The following is a 15831-nucleotide window of genomic DNA, read 5'->3' as shown; positions in this document are numbered from 1 at the left end:
TGGAAGTTCCCCCAGCGCGGTCTCGAATGAGGCCGACGCGTCTTTCGAGAGGCACCATGGAGCTCAGCGACTACATCCGCATCCTCCGCAAAAGCTGGCTTGTCATCCTGCTGCTTACAGTGCTCGGACTGGGTGGAGCGACCGCATTCACCCTGACGCGGACGCCCGTCTACGAATCCTCGAGCACTGTGTTTGTCTCGACGCAAGGCGGGACAACAACTGCAGAGCTACAGCAGGGGTCGACCTTCACTCAAGCACGGATCAACACGTATCTCGGTCTCGTCGCTACGCCGGCGATCCTAGAGCCGGTCATTTCTTCGCTGGGCCTGCCGACAACTGCGGAAACACTAGCGAAAAGCGTGAAGGCAAGCGCGGCGCTAAACTCGACGCTCATCACTTTGACTGTAAGTGACGCGTCTGCGGACCGTGCTGCCGAAGTCGCGAATGCGATTGCGGAGAGCCTGTCCACCGTCGTCCCGCAGCTTGAACCCGCCGTGGACGGTGGATCCAGCCCCGTACGCCTCACTCGGGTCAGCGAGGCACAGCCCGCCGCGCAGCCGAGTAGCCCCAACGTGCTTCTCAATCTCAGTCTCGGACTGATTGCGGGTCTAGCTCTCGGCGTAGGCGTAGCCGTTCTGCGGACGAGTCTCGACAACCGCGTTCGGGCCCCCCGGGACGCGGCGCAGATCACGGGCGCACCCGCCATTGGTGCAATCGCGTTCGATGCGAAGGCGAAGGAGCGCCCGCTCATCGTTCACGCTGACCCTCTCAGTCCCCGAGCGGAGTCGTTCCGCGCGCTTCGCACCAACCTGCAGTTCTTGGACATGGGTGGTCGCTCGAGCTTCGTCGTGACTAGCTCGATACCAAGTGAGGGTAAGTCCACGACCACCATCAACCTCGCTATCGCGCTGGCAGACGCGGGAAAGCGAGTTGCGCTCCTCGACACGGATCTGAGAAAGCCAAAAGTCGCTGAATACCTCGGCGTAGAGGGTGGCGCCGGTCTTACCGACGTCCTCATTGGGAGGGCAAAGGTCAACGAGGTCATGTTGCCCTGGGGCGGTCGTAGCCTCTACGTGCTGCCCGCGGGGAAAATCCCGCCCAACCCGAGCGAGCTACTGGGCTCGCAGCAGATGACCGTCCTCCTTGAGATGCTCGAGCGTGACTTCGACGTCGTCCTGTGCGACGCTCCACCATTGCTACCGGTCACCGACGCTGCAATTCTTGCCCGCGCGACTAGCGGGGCGCTCATGGTGGTGGCGGCGGGAAAGACCACTAAGCACCAGCTGACCGGAGCAACCGAGGCACTCAATACCGTGGGAGCGAAGCTCGCCGGGTTCATCATGTCGATGGTGCCGACGCGCGGGCCCGACTCGTACTACTCGGGCTACGGCTACGGGTACGGATACGGGTACCGGGAAGTGCCGGTCAAGGCGACTCGTTTCGCGCGCAAAAAAGCAAAGAGCGCCGAAGACGCACCAGTCGCTGCTGAGGTGTCGCTGGATGAACTCGGCTTCTCCCCAAGACGCACCTCACGGGAAGCTCAGCGCGAAGCGTAAGCCGGCCACGACCATACGTGGCCAGCTAGATCGCACGCAGTCGGGCTCAGTTGCGATCGCAAGGACGAAAGGTATCAGCGTGAGCTCATCCCCGCTCCCACCAGCCATGCTCAAGGCTGGTCGCGTTGCGGCCTGGGTCGTCGGCGCATTTCTCGTCCTCCTCGTCATCGCCGCGGCCTGGATTGGCGTGCGTGGGTGGATGGCCTATCAGCACCTGTCGCGAATCGAAGCGGGCCTCAGCGAGGCCTCTGCGGCGCTCGCGTCCGACCCGGGGGCGGCGGGCGCTACCGTAGCTCGACTCGCAACCGACGCCGCAGCCGCGCACGACCTCACTTCGGACCCGGTGTGGAAGCTCGCGGAGAGCTCACCGTGGATTGGTCCCCAACTGCACGCATTTGGAACTGTGGCCGCGGCCGGAAATGCCCTGTTGGGCAACGCTCTCTTGCCCCTGGTGACTGCTGCTCAAGACACGTCCTTCGATGCGTTGAAGCCAGTCAACGGTCGTATCGACACGACCGGACTGTCCGCCCTCGCGCAGCCCGCTCAATCAGCTGCGGTGGCCGCCGCCGCGGCCGCTGATGGGGTGGACGCCGTAAACCGGACGCCTCTTATAGGAGTCCTGGAGCGCGCTGTCGATAAGTCGGGCGCAGTGTTCGAACAGGCAGCCGCAAGCCTCGACGCGCTTTCGCGAGCGACACGCCTACTTCCCGACGTTCTTGGCCAAAACGGTGAACGCAGCTATCTGGTCCTCGTGCAGAACAACGCAGAGTGGAGATCCTTGGGCGGCATCGCCGGCACGGCAATTCTCCTCAAGACCAACCAGGGTGCGATCAGCCTCGCAAACACCGAATCCGGCACCTCGCTGTCGAGCGGCATCAAGAGTCCGGTCGTCGACCTACCCGCCGACGTGCAGAACATCTACGAGACCAGACCTGCACGCTTCTTCCAGAACCTGACGCAGGTTCCCGATTTCACCTTCGATGGCCCGCTCGCCCGAGAAATGTACAGGCAGCGAACGGGTGTGTCCGTGGACGGCGTCATCGCCCTGGATCCGGTGGTGCTGTCCTACCTTCTGCGCGCAACCGGACCGGTAGCACTGCCCGACGGCTCGACGCTGTCTGCCGAGAACGCCGTCAAAACGCTGCTCAGCGACGTCTATCAGCGATACCCCGATCCGTCAGCGCAGGATGCATTCTTCGCTGCCTCGACCGGAGCTGTTTTCAACGCCTTCCTCGAGGGACGCGGGTCGACGGTGAGCTTGCTGACAAATATCGCGACTGCGGCCGACCAGCGACGAGTGCTGATGTGGAGCGCCGATCCCGACGAACAAGCCATTCTGGAGGGGTCGTCGGTTGCCGGTGAGTTGCCGCAAACGGACGACGACACGGCCCGGTTCGGGGTGTATCTCAACGACGGCGGCGGTTCGAAGATGAGCTACTACGTCAAGCCTGACGTGAGTCTGGCGTGGGACCAATGCGCCCCCGACGGGCGGAACGGTCCGCGTCAGTTAACCCTGCGGATGACCCTGACGAACACCGCGCCCACCGACTCCGAGACGTCACTTCCGCGATACGTCACAGCCAACGGCGCATTCGGTACGGCGCCGGGAACGGCGACCGTCGTCAACAACGTCTACCTCCCCGAGGGGTTCGAACTTGTGTCGGCCGAGACCGCGACCGGGACGGGTCCCTCGACCGGGACTTTCGAGGGGCGTCAGGTGCTGACCTTTGGGTTCCAACTTCTTCCCCAGTCGTCGGCCGACCTGACCGTGACCGTGCGCGCAACGACGACGGCGTCAAAAGCGGAGGCATTCGTGACCCCGACGGCCGACGCGGGAATCGACCCGACGGTCAAAGCAACCTGCGAAGCCACCGGAATCGCAACCTTGCAGTGAACATGCGACTGCGTAAATGCGCCGCCGACTGCGCGTCAGCGTAAATTTACGTAGTCGAAACCTTGACAATTTGCAATCCAGGGAAAACCTAGGCAATACTCAGAAAGGGTCTAGCACCACCCACCGCTTCATTGTTGTCCTTCCCCTTGCAGCTCCATCGGGATAGCACGGACGCGGACCACCACCTCCCGGTAGCCCGGATTCGAAAGCAGGCACTCATGAAGCTCAACCTCAAGAAGGCTGGCGTCACCGCGGCCCTCGCCGGCGCGCTGCTCTTCGCAGCCCCCGCCGTGGCTCAGGCGTACGTCCCCACCGCTCCCGGCACGCAGACCGTGACGATCACCAACAACGGCCCGGTCACGTTCAACGTGGCTCCCGGCGCCACCGTGAACTTCGTCCTCGTCGGCTACAACGCCAACCAGGCCGGCCTCGCCACGGCGAACCTGCCCGTCAGCTCCAAGTCGATCACGAAGGTCGCCGACGCCTCCGGCAACGCGACCGCGGTTGTCACGCTCCCCGCTGACGCCCGTGGAACCTACACGCTTTCAGCCACGCCCACGGGCGGCACCGCTGGCGGCTCGAACAACGCGGGCGGCAACACCGGCCTCCCCGCGACCGGCTTCGACGCCAACTCGATGCTCGGTCTGTGGGTCGGCGGCGGCGCTCTCGCGCTCGCCGGTGGCACGATCGCCGTGGCCACCACGGTTCGTCGCAATCGCGCCGAGGGCAAGGCCTGACGCACCACTCGTTCCTGAAGGGGCGCCGTCGACTTCGGTCGGCGGCGCCCCTTCTTTGTTCGTAAGCGCCTGCGCCGGCACCGGCACCGGCACCGGCATCCCTCCCCCTCCGTCAACCCTGCGCTCCCCCGGGCTCGGCGCGGTTGACTCGAGCCATGGACACGACCACCACCGCTCCCCGCGACAACGACGGGCGTGACGCCGACACCCCGCCGACGCTGCCGTTCGTCCACATGTGGACCGGACTCGACGGCAAGAGCCGGCTCGACGAATCCGTCCTACGGGGATTCGGGATGCAGAGCGTCGGCGGCGGAGCCGACCCGCAGTGGATGCGGCCGTTCCCCGGCGAGGTGTCGGCCGTGCTCTTCGCGGCGTTGCCGGTCGGGTGGGTGGGGCAGTGGCATCCCTCCCCTCATCCGCAGTGGGTGATCCCGCTGCGGGGGCGCTGGTTCCTCGAGACGCAAGACGGCTCGCGCGTCGAGATGGGACCCGGCGACATCCACTTCGGGCAAGACACCGACACCACCGAGGTCGACGGCACGGCCGGACACCTCTCGGGCACCGTCGGCGACGAGCCGTGCCTGCAGGTGCTCATCCAGTTCGCCACGTCGCCGGCCGCGCCCACCGCCCACCCGTTCGGTTGAGCGCGTCAAGCCGCCCCACCCGGCGGCCCCCGCACGTTTGACTGGGACCATGCCCCGCATTCCCCTCGACGGTCAGATCCTGCAGAGCGCCCGCTCCCCCGAGACGGTCGACGTCGCCCCTCCCCGCGTGTGGGACGAACGCCTCAGCGCCGTCCTGCCGCCCACCTCGCGGCTGCTGTCTCTTTACGCCGACGCCACCTGGGCCGAGGGACCGGTCTGGTGGCCCGAAGAGCGCTCCCTCGTGTTCAGCGACGTGATCGGCCGGCGCACCCTCGCGTGGCGCGACGACGGCTCGATCGTCACGGTGCGCGACCGCTCGAACTTCGCCAACGGAAACGCGATGGATGCCGACGGCCGCCTCGTCCAGGCCGAACACGGGCGCCGCGGCATCAGCCGCACCGACGAGAACGGCACCGAGCTGCTCGTCGACGCCTTCGAGGGCGAGCCACTGAACTCCCCGAACGACCTGGTCGTGGCATCCGACGGCTGGATCTGGTTCACCGACCCCACGTACGGCATTTCGGATCCGCGCGAGGGATACCCCGCCGACCCCGCACTCCCCCACCAGAGCGTCTACCGCTGGCGCGACGGCGACGGCCTGCAGCGCATGATCGACCTCGACCAGCCCAACGGACTGGCCTTCAGCCGCGACGAAAGCACTCTCTACGTCGCCGAGTCCAACGCCGAACGGCTCCCCCGCGTCGTCGCGTGCAGCTGGAATGGCGAGAGCCTCGGCGCCCCGCGCACTTTCGCGACGGTGGATGCCGGCATCCCCGACGGGTTCGTCGTCGACAGCCGCGACTGGCTCTGGATCTCGAGCGAAGCGGGCGTCGTCATCGTCGACGGGACCGGCGCGCGCCTGGGCGTCATCCCGACCCCCCACGTCGTCAGCAACTGCACCTTCGACGCCGACGAGATGCGCCTGTTCATCACCGGCGACAGCGACCTCTGGATGGTGGAACTCGCGTGACCGACGTCGAGATGGCGCGCATCCCCGCCGGCCGCGTACGGCGCGGGGATCTGCGGGGCGCCGAACGACGCGAGATCGTCGTCGACAGCTTCGAGATCGGCGTCTACGCCATCACCGAAGAACAGATCGCGGAACTGCTCGGCATCCCGTCCCGCCATCCGCGACGCCCCGCGACGCAGCTGAGTTGGCTCCGCGCGATTCGTCTCTGCAACGCGCTGAGCGAATGGGAAGGCCTCGACCCCGTCTACTCGTTCGACGGAGAGGTCGTGACGGGCGACCCCGACTCGGACGGCTTTCGCCTGCCCACCGAAGACGAGTGGGAGTACGCGTGCCGCGCGGGTTCGACGTCATCGGCCTACGGACCGGTTCGCGAGGTGGCCTGGACGGCCGCCGACGGCCTGACCGCCCCGGCGGACGTCGGAGGACGGATGCCGAACCTCCACGGACTCTTCGACACTCTCGGCAACGTGTGGGAATGGTGCGCCAACCTGTACGACCCCGAGGGCGAGAGCGACGCGCGCGTGTTCCGCGGCGGCGGATGGTCGGACGCCCCTGCGCAGGTGCGGGCGACCGCGCGGCGGGGCGGGCGTCAGCGGGATGCGTTCGACGACGTGGGCGTGCGAGTCGCGCGGGGGTGACGCCCCGGGGGCCTTACTGCTTCGCCGGTCAGTCTTCGGTGGTGATGGACTCGGTGAGCGAGTCCATGAACGCCACGATGGTGTCGAGTTCGCCGTCGTCGAAGCGTTCGGCGACATCGCGCATGGCGCCCAGGTGCACGCCGAAGTGCTGGAAGAACTCGCGGCGCGACTTGTCGGTCAGCACGACCACGCGGGCCCGCCCGTCCGAGGGGTGCGGCAGACGCTCGAGATGGCCAGAGGCGACGAGGCGGTCGATGAGCTTGGTGGTCGACGCGGTCGAGATGCGCAGGTGGCTCGCCACATCGTGCGGGCTGACCATCTGACCGCGGTACTCGCGGATGGTGAGCATGCGCAGCGTCGCGAGGTCACTGGCGTTCATGTCCATCTCGCCCTTCATGCCCGAGTGCATGCGGTCGAGGGCGTCGCTGAGGGTCTGGACGGCGCGTAAAGTGTGGGTCACGGCGGGCCTTGTACCAGAGGCCGACACGGCTTTCGTCACGGTGGACACCCCCTTTCGGCGTCGGTATAGTCAAGCCTACATCGCTAGCTAAACTAGCAAACGGGAGGCACGATGAGCGAGACCGAATATGTCGTCCTCCTGGACGACTTCGGCAACGAGATCGGCACGGCGCCCAAGGCTACCGTGCACGACACCGAGACACCTCTGCACCTGGCGTTCTCGTGCCACGTGGTCAACTCCGCGGACGAAGTGCTCGTCACGCGCCGCGCCCTTCACAAGAAGACGTGGCCCGGCGTCTGGACGAACTCGTTCTGCGGCCACCCCGGCCCCTCCGAAGCCTCGCTCGCGGCGGTGCACCGCCGCGCCGAGCACGAGGTCGGCCTGGTCATCCGCGACCTCGAGCTGGCCCTCCCGAACTTCCGCTACCGCGCCGTCGACGCCAGCGGCATCGTCGAACACGAGATCTGCCCCGTGTACATCGCCCGCGCCGACGTCGACCCCGAGCCCAACCCCGACGAGGTCGCCGAGTACCGCTGGGTCGACCCGCTCGAACTCGCCGCGTCTCTCGAGTCGACGCCGTGGGCGTTCAGCCCCTGGCTCGTCCTGCAGGCGCAGCAACTGCACCTCTTCCAGACGCCTCACACCGTGAGGCGCGCCTCATGATCAGTCTCGAATCCACCCCCGTCGCCCGTCAGGGCATCGACCGCGAGATCGACGGGGCGCTCTCGCGCCTTCAGCGGCGCGCCACCACCTTGGGCGACGGCGCCCGGTACCTGGCATCCGCCATCCGTCGGGCAACCGAAGGCGGAAAGCGCTTCCGTCCCCTGCTCGTCGTCTCGGCCTTCGAGACGCTCTACGGCGACGACGAACACCGCATCGGCGTGTACCAGGTCGCCGCGGCCTTCGAACTGCTGCACACGGCGTTCGTCATCCACGACGACGTGATCGATCACGACACCGAACGCCGCGGCGTGCCCAACATCGGCGGAGAGTTCCGCCAGCGGGGTCTGATGAAGGGGGCGGATGCCGACGGCTCGGCCCTGCTCGGAGACGCGGCCGCGATCCTCGCCGGTGACCTGCTGCTGCACGAGGCCGGACGCATGATCGCCCTCGCACAACTCCCCGACCGCATGCGCCAGCCGCTGCTCGAGATGCTCGACGACGCCGTTCTCATCTCGGCGATGGGCGAGCTCTCGGACGTGGAGCACGCCGTCTCGTCGGGCGAGGTCGACTCCGAGGCGGTGCTGCGCACCACGCGCGACAAGACCGCCGCGTACTCGTTCTCGGCACCGCTGCAGGCCGGAGCCCTCATCGCGGGAGCCCCGAGCCCCTCGATCTACGCGCTCGAGCGGTTCGGCCAGCGTCTGGGACTCGCGTACCAGCTGGTCGACGACCTCATCGGCGCCTTCGGTTCGTCGGCGGTATCGGGCAAAGAAGAGGGCTGCGACCTGCGCGAGGCGAAGAAGACGCACCTCATCTCGCTCGCCCGCAAGACACCGAAGTGGCCCGAGGTCAGCGAAGCGCTCGCCCAGGCCCACACCGGTCCGATTGCGGTGCGCGCCGCCCAAGAGGCCCTCTCCGAGTCGGGCGCCCGCGCCGAACTCGAATGCCTCATCCTCGACACGCTCGAAGAGGCCCTCATCATCGTCGACTCCTCGACGGTGCCGGCCGCGTGCCAAGACATGCTGCGCGACCTCGTGAAAGCCGTGCAGGAGCGCATTCCGTGAGTCATGCGCCCACGGGCCTCGAGCTGTACTCCCAGACCGCGGACGACGCCGCCGCCGCGGTGATCAATCGCTACTCCACCTCGTTCGGCATCGCCGCGCGCCTGCTCGGGCCCCGCCCGCGCCCGCACGTGCGCAACATCTACGCCCTCGTGCGGGTGGCCGACGAGATCGTCGACGGACCCGCCCACGACGCGGGGCTCAGTCCCGAGCGGGAACGCGCGGTGCTCGACGGCCTCGAGAACGAGGTTCGGGATGCCATCACCACCGGCTTCAGCGCCAACCTCGTCGTCCACGCGTTCGCCCGGACAGCGCGCGAGTGCGGCATCACCGAAGAACTCATCGCCCCGTTCTTCGCGTCGATGCGCACCGACCTCGACACCGCCGAGCACGACGACCTCTCGCACGACGCCTACGTCTACGGCTCGGCCGAGGTCGTCGGGCTCATGTGCCTGCAGGTGTTCCTCAACGCCGGGATGTCGGCACCCGCCCGACCCGCCGCCGACCTCGTCGACGGCGCACGGCGCTTGGGCGCGGCGTTCCAAGACGTGAACTTCCTCCGCGACCTCGCCGACGACGCCGACCGCCTCGGCCGCGACTACCTCGACGGCGCGGCCGACGACGAACGCCGAGTGGCCGTTCTCGATCGCATCGACGCCGACCTCGCCGCCGCGGCATCCGTCATCCCCCACCTGCCACCCGACTGCCGCGCCGCCGTCACCACGGCGCATGACCTGTTCGCGGAACTCTCTCGCCGCCTCCGCTCCTCCCCCGCCGGCGCCCCGCGCGTCCGCGTTCCCGACGGTGTCAAAGCCACCCTCGCCGCCCGCGCCCTACTGGGCCGCCCCCCGAAAGGTTCACGCTCATGAGCGCCCAGCGCATCGTCGTCGTCGGAGGCGGGATCGCCGGTCTCGGTACCGCAGCACTGCTCGCCGACCGCGGACACGACGTCCACCTCTTCGAGGCGCGTGACGCCCTCGGTGGCCGCGCGGGCTCGTGGGAGAAAGACGGCTTCCGCTTCGACACCGGCCCCAGCTGGTACCTCATGCCCGAGGTGTTCGACCACTTCTTCCGCCTGCTCGGCACGAGCGCCGCCGAACAGCTCGACCTCGTGCGCCTCGACCCGGCGTACCGCGTCTACGGCCCTCCCGGAAAGGGCGAGCCGATCGACATCGTGTCGGGTCGCGAGGCCGTTCGCGCGCTGTTCGAGAAGCACGAGCCCGGCTCGGGCGACAACATCGACGCGTACCTCGACTCCGCGAAAGACGCCTACGAGCTGTCGACGTCGAAGTTCCTCTACGACCCGTACTCGTCGACCAAGGGCCTGCGCGACCCCGCGCTGGTGAAGCGCCTGCCCACCCTCATCCCCCTGCTCACGCGCACCCTGTGGAAGCGCGTCACCACCGACTTCACCAACTCGCGGCTGCAGCAGATCCTCGCCTACCCCGCGGTGTTCCTCGGCGGATCGCCCTTCGAGGTGCCGAGCCTGTACCACCTGATGAGCCACCTCGACCTGGGCGACGGCGTGCTCTACCCCAAGGGCGGCATGACCGAGATCATCACCGCGATTGAGAAGCTCGCGCGCGAGCGCGGCGTCACGATCGAGACCTCGGCACCCGTCGAGGCGATCATCACCGAGTCGGGCACCGCGCGCGGCGTGCGCCTCGCCGACGGCCGGATCTTCGCAGCGGATGCCGTGGTCTCGGGCGCCGACCTGCACCACACCGAGAACGAGCTGCTCGAAGAGAAGGACCGCCAGTACCCCGAGAAGTGGTGGAAGGACAAGGTGCCGAGCCCCGGCGCCCTGCTGCTTCTGCTCGGCGTCACGGGCGAGCTGCCGCAGCTCACCCACCACACGCTGCTGTTCACCGACGACTGGCACACCAACTTCGACGCGATCTTCGGCGAGAACAAGAAGATCCCCGACCCCGCGTCGATCTACATCTGCCGCCCCAGCGCCTCAGACGACTCCGTCGCGCCAGAGGGACACGAGAACCTGTTCGTCCTCGTCCCCGTGCCCGCCGACCCCGACAGCGGCCGCGGAGGCGTCTCGGGCGCCGGCGACGAGCGCATCGAGAAGGCCGCGGATCGCGTCATCGCGCAGATCGGCGAATGGACCGGCATCCCGGATCTCGCCGAGCGGATCGTCGTGCGCAAGACCATCGCGCCCGAGGACTTCAAAGAAGACCTGCACGCCTGGCACGGCAACTCGCTCGGACTCGCGCACACGCTCAACCAGAGCGCGATCTTCCGCCCCAAGAACCGCTCGCGCAAGGTCGACAACCTCTACTACGCCGGCACCTCGGTGCTGCCGGGCATCGGCCTGCCCATGTGCCTCATCTCGGCCGAGCTCGTGGTCAAGCGCCTGACGGGCGACACCACCGCCGGTCCCCTGGCGGAACCCGCGCGCGCGGCGGTCTGAGGTGCCGGGGATCTACCTGGGCGCGATCCTCTTCTCGCTGATCGGCATGATGCTGATCGATGGGAAGTACTCGCTCGCGCTGCGGGTCGCTCCTCTCCGCACCACGATGGCGGTGCTGGGCGGGACGGTGTTCTTCCTCGCGTGGGACCTCGTCGGCATCGCCACGGGCGTTTTCGTCAAGGGTGAGAGCCCGCTGTTCGTCGGGGTGATGCTCGCCCCGCACCTGCCGCTCGAAGAGCTCTTCTTCCTGCTGTTCCTGAGCTACCTCGCGGTCGTGATGTTCGCCGTGTTCGAGCGGCGCGCCGCCGCACGGACTCGCCGCACGGACACCCCGGCGGTCGAGAGGCGGTCCGCGTGACCTACCCGCTCATCGTGCTGCCGTTCGTCGTCGTCACCCTCCTCGTCACCCTCGCCACGCTCCGGCGGCCGCGGTTCCGTCAGCGGATGGCATCCTCCGCTCTGACGGCACTCGTGCTGGTGGGCCTGACGCTCGTGTTCGACAACCTCATGATCGCCGTCGACCTGTTCTCGTATCCTCAAGAGCACCTCAGCGGCCTGAAACTCGGGCTCGCCCCCCTCGAAGACTTCGCCTACCCCCTGTGCGCGGCGTTCCTCGTGCCGGCGCTGTTCACCCTCTTCGCTCCCCTGCCCTCGAAGGACACCGCATGACCGCCCCCGCCGCCCTCACCCCCGGCCGCGTGCTGCGGGAGCTCTTCGTGTCGTCGCGACCGGTCAGTTGGATCAACACCGCCTTCCCGTTCGCCGCCGCCTACCTGCTGACCACGCGGACGATCGATGCGACGCTGATCATCGGCATCCTGTTCTTCCTCGTTCCCTACAACCTCGCGATGTACGGCGTGAACGACGTGTTCGACTACGAGTCCGACCTGCGCAACCCCCGCAAGGGCGGCACACACGGCGCCGTGCTCGCCAAGCGCATGCACCCCATCACACTGTGGGCCTCGGCGCTGTCGTGCCTGCCGTTTGTCGTGTACCTCGTCATCATCGGGTCGCCGCTGTCGTGGCTCGTGCTCGCGCTCAGCCTGTTCTTCGTCGTGTTCTACTCCGCGCCGCCGCTGCGGCTCAAGGAGCGCCCGTTCGCCGACTCGATGACGAGCAGCATCCACTTCTTCTCGCCCGCCGTGTACGGGCTCGTACTCGCGGGCGCCGTGTGGACGCCGCAACTCGTGTTCGTGCTGATCGCGTTCGCGCTCTGGGGCATCGCCTCGCACGCCTTCGGTGCAGTGCAGGACGTCGAAGCCGACCGCGCCGCCGACATCTCGTCGATCGCGACCGCCCGCGGAGCCCGATGGACCGTGCGCTTCGCCCTCGTCGCCTACGCCCTCGCCGGGGTGGCCATGCTGTTCACCGCCTGGCCCGGGCCCCTGGCCGCCGCGCTCGTGGTGCCCTACCTCGTCGTGTGCTGGCCGTACCGGAACGTCACCGATGCCGAGAGCGACCGCGCCACCGCCGGCTGGAACCGCTTCCTGTGGCTGAACCAGATCGCCGGCTTCGGCACCACGATGTTGCTGATCTGGTGGTGGTTCCTCAGCGCGTGAGCGCGTGCGGCGCTCCGGCGCGCGAGCGTTGCGGCGTGGGGCGCTGCGGCGCGCGAGCGCGGCGGGGGCGCTCGGGCCGGCGAGACGGCAACTTCCTGACGAGAGGGCGTCAGCCTGACGCGGGTTTATCAGCGCGATGCAGTCTCGCGCATCCAGGGGGCGCGCGGCGCGCACGTGAGCGCGGTGCGGGAACGCGCCGTAGGCGGCGGCGGCGGGAACGACGACGCCGGCGCCCCGCGGGAAGCGGGACGCCGGCGCCGAGGGATCGATCAGCCCGCGGGCGTGGCCGAGGGAGCCGGGGTCGGCGTGGTGCTGGCCGTGCCGCCCTGGCCCTGCGACTCGAGGTCGAGCAGGCGCTGGACGGCCGCGGTGAGGCGGGCGTCCTGCGTCGCGAAGCCCGCGAGGTCGCCGCTCGTGAGCGCCGCCTGACGTGCCGTGAGCGCGTCGCGCGCCTCTTGCAGGGCAGCCGCGTAGTCGCCCGTCGGAGCCGGGGTGCCCGAGGATCCGCCCGAACCGCTGTTCTGGTCGGTCGGGGTGACGGTCTCGTCGCCCGTATTCGCGCCGGAATCACCGCCGAACAACGTGTCGAGCGCCTCGCTGAGCGTGTTCTCGAACGCGATCTTGTTGCCGAAGGCGACCAGCACGCGTCTCAGCTGCGGGAGCTTCGTATCACCCGACGACTGCACGAACACCGGCTGCACGTACAACAGACCGCCACCGACCGGGAGGGTCAGCAGGTTGCCGTTGAGCACCTGCGACTGCCCCTGTTTCAAAATGTTGATCTGCGACGAGACGTTCGTATCGGAGTCGAACGTGTTCTGCACCTGGCCGGGTCCGGGCACCGTGGTCGACGAATCGATCACGAGCATTCGGAGCTTGCCGTAGTCGTCGCGTTTCGTCCCCTGCTGATTACCCGCATTGGAGTCGACGGCGAGATAGCCCGTGAGCACGTTTCTCGCCTGCCCGCCCTGAGACGCCGGGATGAAGCTCGTGAACATCGAGTACGACGGGTCGTCCTGGTTCGGCATCTTCATCGTCAGGTAGTACGGCGGCTGGAAGGTCGCGGGGTCCTGCGGGTCGTTCGGGGTCGTCCAGCGGTTGTCCTGCTGGAAGAACGAACGCGCGTCGTCGACGTGGTACACGCCGAGCATCGAGCGCTGGACCTTCATCAGGTCGGTCGGGTAGCGCACGTGGCTCATGAGGTCGGCCGACATGTCGGTCCACGGCTTGACGGTCGTGGGGTAGATGTTCTGCCACGCCTTGAGCAGCGGGTCCTGGTCGTCCCACGCGTACAGGCTCACCGAACCGTCGTAGGCGTCGACCGTGGCCTTGACCGAGTTGCGGATGTAGTTGATGTCATCCAACGCGTAGGTCGGAGCCGGGTTGTTCGAGTCGGCGATCGCCCGCGAGAGCGAGACGCCCGAGGAGTACGGGTAGTTCGCGCTCGTGGTGTAGCCGTCGATGACCCACTTGATGCGCCCGTCGACGACCGTGGGGTACGGGTCGCTGTCGAGCGTCAGGTACGGCGCGAGCTTCTGCACGCGCTGCTTGGGGTTGCGGTCGTAGAGGATCTGCGAGTCGGAGTTGACGTAGTCCGAGAACAGGATCTGCTCCGACTGGAACTTCAGCGCGTAGATGAGGCGGTTGAAGACGTTGCCGACGCTGGGGCCGCCGTTACCGGCGAAGGTCGTGCGCGTCTCGTTGCCGCCGTCGGCGCCGAGCGGGTAGTCGAGCTCGATATTCTCGCCGCCCTCGGGGCCGCCGACGATCGAGTACGGGGGCGACTGCTCGCCGAAGTAGACCCGCGGCTCGTAGTTGAGGTCGGTCAGGAAGCCGGTGCCGGGGATGGCCTGCTCGAGGAAGACCGGGTCGCCGTCGGCGGTGCGCTCGTTACCGGCCGCCGCGACCATGCCGTAGCCGTGCGTGTAGACGAGGGTCGTGTTCTGCCACGAGGCCGCGTCGCCGAGCTGACCGATGTTCAGCTCGCGCAGCGACACCACGGTGTCCTGCGTCTGGCCGTTGATCGTGTAGCGGTCGACGTCGAGCGGAGTGTTGAACTGGTAGTACGCGCGGTACTGCTCGAGCTGGCGCACGGTCGGGCCGATGATCGCGGGGTCCATGATGCGCAGCTGCGCGGTGGACTCAGCGTCGTTGCGCAGCTGACCCGCCTGGGCCGTCGTGGTGGCCTGGAAGTTCTCTTTCTCGATGTTGTCGAGACCGTACGCGGCCTTCGTCCCGTCGAGGTTGCGCTGGTAGTACTGGCTCTCGAGAGCGAGCTCGTTCGGACGCACCTGGAACGTGGTCACCGCCCACGGGATGGCGGCGCCGACGACGATCGCCGAGACGACCAGCAGCGCGGTACCGATCAGCGGGTAGCGCCAGCGACCGAGGAACGCCGTGACGAAGAACGCGAGGGCCACGATGACGGCCGCGATCGCGAGGATCGTCTGGCCGGGGATGACGGCGTTCGTGCCGACGTAGCCAGGACCGGTGATGCGCTCCGACGGCTCGACGAGCGTGCGGAAACGGTCGAGCCAGAGGCTCGCACCCTGCAGCAGCAGGTAGAGGCCGGCGAGGATCGCGAGCTGGATGCGCGCGGCCTTCGAGATGCGCAGCTCGCGCTGGCCGACGCGCACCGAGCCGTACAGGTACGAGACCACGCCCGTGAGCAGGAGGCACACCAGCACCACCGCGGACGCGAAGCCGAGGGCGGCGGCGTAGAACGGCATCCCGAACAGGTAGAAACCGGTGTCGAGACCGAACTGGGGGTCGGTGGTGGAGGTGGAGACGCCGTTGAACCACAGCCACGTGGTCTCCCACTGGGCGGAAGCGGCGAAGCCCGCGAAGAAGCCGAAGAAGATCGGGATGCCCCACATCGCCAGGCGGCGGAGCGGCTCGACGACCTCTTGATAGCGGTCGAGCTGCGAGCTCAGACGCGCGTACACCGGCCGCAGCCGGTAGGCGAGCTGGATGACGCCCCACACGGGCAACGCCATCGCGACGAAACCGACGACGAACATCACGCTGCGGCCGATCCACTGGGTGGTCAGCACGGTGGTGAAGCCCAGCTGCGAGAACCACAGCCAGTCGGAGTACAAGTTCGCGAAGACGAAGAACGCCACGACGAGCGCTGCGATCACCGCCAGAGTGATCGAGATGATCCGTCGAGAGCGGTTAGGAGGCGTGGCCTGATTCGGCGCCGAGGTCGTGGTCACCCGTCCATCCTA

General features: G+C 67.7%; 15 protein-coding genes. 13 read left to right on the top strand and 2 right to left on the bottom strand.

What is annotated here, in order from left to right:
• Positions 1–56: 56 nt before the first annotated feature.
• The 6 genes from ASE56_RS13045 (at position 57) to ASE56_RS13020 (ending at position 6439) form a co-directional block, all read left to right on the top strand.
• The gene (locus ASE56_RS13045) at positions 57–1556 is read left to right on the top strand and encodes a polysaccharide biosynthesis tyrosine autokinase (protein ID WP_056230534.1); all 1500 of its coding nucleotides are present in this window, start codon (positions 57–59) and stop codon (positions 1554–1556) included.
• A gap of 79 nt (positions 1557–1635) precedes the next feature.
• Complete coding sequence (locus tag ASE56_RS13040) at positions 1636–3450, top strand: DUF4012 domain-containing protein (protein WP_056230532.1); 1815 nt, start codon at positions 1636–1638, stop codon at positions 3448–3450.
• 218 nt (positions 3451–3668) lie between these two features.
• Entirely contained in the window at positions 3669–4187 is a 519-nt protein-coding gene (locus ASE56_RS13035; RefSeq protein WP_056230531.1) for an LPXTG cell wall anchor domain-containing protein, read from the top strand.
• Between the two features lie 155 nt (positions 4188–4342).
• Positions 4343–4831 carry a hypothetical protein gene (locus ASE56_RS13030; RefSeq protein ID WP_056230529.1) on the top strand — a complete coding sequence of 163 codons (489 nt, stop codon included), beginning with the start codon at positions 4343–4345 and terminating at the stop codon, positions 4829–4831.
• A gap of 49 nt (positions 4832–4880) precedes the next feature.
• Positions 4881–5801 carry an SMP-30/gluconolactonase/LRE family protein gene (locus tag ASE56_RS13025; protein ID WP_056230527.1) on the top strand — a complete coding sequence of 307 codons (921 nt, stop codon included), beginning with the start codon at positions 4881–4883 and terminating at the stop codon, positions 5799–5801.
• Positions 5798–6439, top strand: a complete 642-nt coding sequence (locus ASE56_RS13020; RefSeq protein ID WP_056230524.1) for an SUMF1/EgtB/PvdO family nonheme iron enzyme — start codon at positions 5798–5800, stop codon at positions 6437–6439. Before ASE56_RS13025 ends, ASE56_RS13020 begins: the two co-directional genes overlap by 4 nt.
• 28 nt (positions 6440–6467) lie before the next feature.
• On the opposite strand, the gene ASE56_RS13015 is transcribed toward ASE56_RS13020, so the two are convergent.
• Positions 6468–6899 carry a MarR family transcriptional regulator gene (locus ASE56_RS13015; RefSeq protein ID WP_326493367.1) on the bottom strand — a complete coding sequence of 144 codons (432 nt, stop codon included), beginning with the start codon at positions 6897–6899 and terminating at the stop codon, positions 6468–6470.
• Between the two features lie 111 nt (positions 6900–7010).
• Here ASE56_RS13015 and idi point away from each other — a divergent pair, with 111 nt between their 5' ends.
• Genes idi through ASE56_RS12980 form a run of 7 tightly spaced genes read left to right on the top strand, consistent with a single transcriptional unit; the run spans position 7011 to position 12604 of the window.
• Entirely contained in the window at positions 7011–7562 is a 552-nt protein-coding gene (idi, locus tag ASE56_RS13010; RefSeq protein ID WP_056230522.1) for an isopentenyl-diphosphate Delta-isomerase, read from the top strand.
• On the top strand, positions 7559–8626 hold the full coding sequence (locus tag ASE56_RS13005) for a polyprenyl synthetase family protein (protein ID WP_056230519.1): 1068 nt from the start codon (positions 7559–7561) through the stop codon (positions 8624–8626). Before idi ends, ASE56_RS13005 begins: the two co-directional genes overlap by 4 nt.
• Positions 8623–9492, top strand: a complete 870-nt coding sequence (locus ASE56_RS13000; RefSeq protein WP_056230517.1) for a squalene/phytoene synthase family protein — start codon at positions 8623–8625, stop codon at positions 9490–9492. The genes ASE56_RS13005 and ASE56_RS13000 overlap by 4 nt, the downstream gene beginning before the upstream one ends.
• Positions 9489–11045: a phytoene desaturase family protein gene (crtI, locus tag ASE56_RS12995; protein ID WP_056230515.1), complete on the top strand. Its 1557-nt coding sequence runs from the start codon at positions 9489–9491 to the stop codon at positions 11043–11045. The genes ASE56_RS13000 and crtI overlap by 4 nt, the downstream gene beginning before the upstream one ends.
• A 1-nt stretch (position 11046) precedes the next feature.
• Positions 11047–11403 (top strand): lycopene cyclase domain-containing protein, encoded by a 357-nt coding sequence (locus ASE56_RS12990; protein ID WP_056230513.1) that lies wholly within the window; start codon positions 11047–11049, stop codon positions 11401–11403.
• Positions 11400–11714 (top strand): lycopene cyclase domain-containing protein, encoded by a 315-nt coding sequence (locus tag ASE56_RS12985; RefSeq protein WP_056230511.1) that lies wholly within the window; start codon positions 11400–11402, stop codon positions 11712–11714. The genes ASE56_RS12990 and ASE56_RS12985 overlap by 4 nt, the downstream gene beginning before the upstream one ends.
• Positions 11711–12604, top strand: a complete 894-nt coding sequence (locus ASE56_RS12980) for a prenyltransferase (protein WP_056230509.1) — start codon at positions 11711–11713, stop codon at positions 12602–12604. Before ASE56_RS12985 ends, ASE56_RS12980 begins: the two co-directional genes overlap by 4 nt.
• A gap of 269 nt (positions 12605–12873) precedes the next feature.
• Here ASE56_RS12980 and ASE56_RS12975 read toward each other — a convergent pair whose 3' ends face one another.
• A complete protein-coding gene (locus ASE56_RS12975; protein WP_056230507.1) occupies positions 12874–15819 on the bottom strand; it encodes a UPF0182 family protein in 2946 nt (981 codons plus the stop codon).
• Between the last annotated feature and the right edge of the window lie 12 nt (positions 15820–15831).

The organism is Microbacterium sp. Leaf203, from assembly GCF_001421275.1.
GTDB lineage: Bacteria > Actinomycetota > Actinomycetes > Actinomycetales > Microbacteriaceae > Microbacterium > Microbacterium testaceum_A.
The sequence above is the reverse complement of the archived record's forward strand: the minus strand, read 5'-3'. Positions and strand labels throughout refer to the sequence as shown.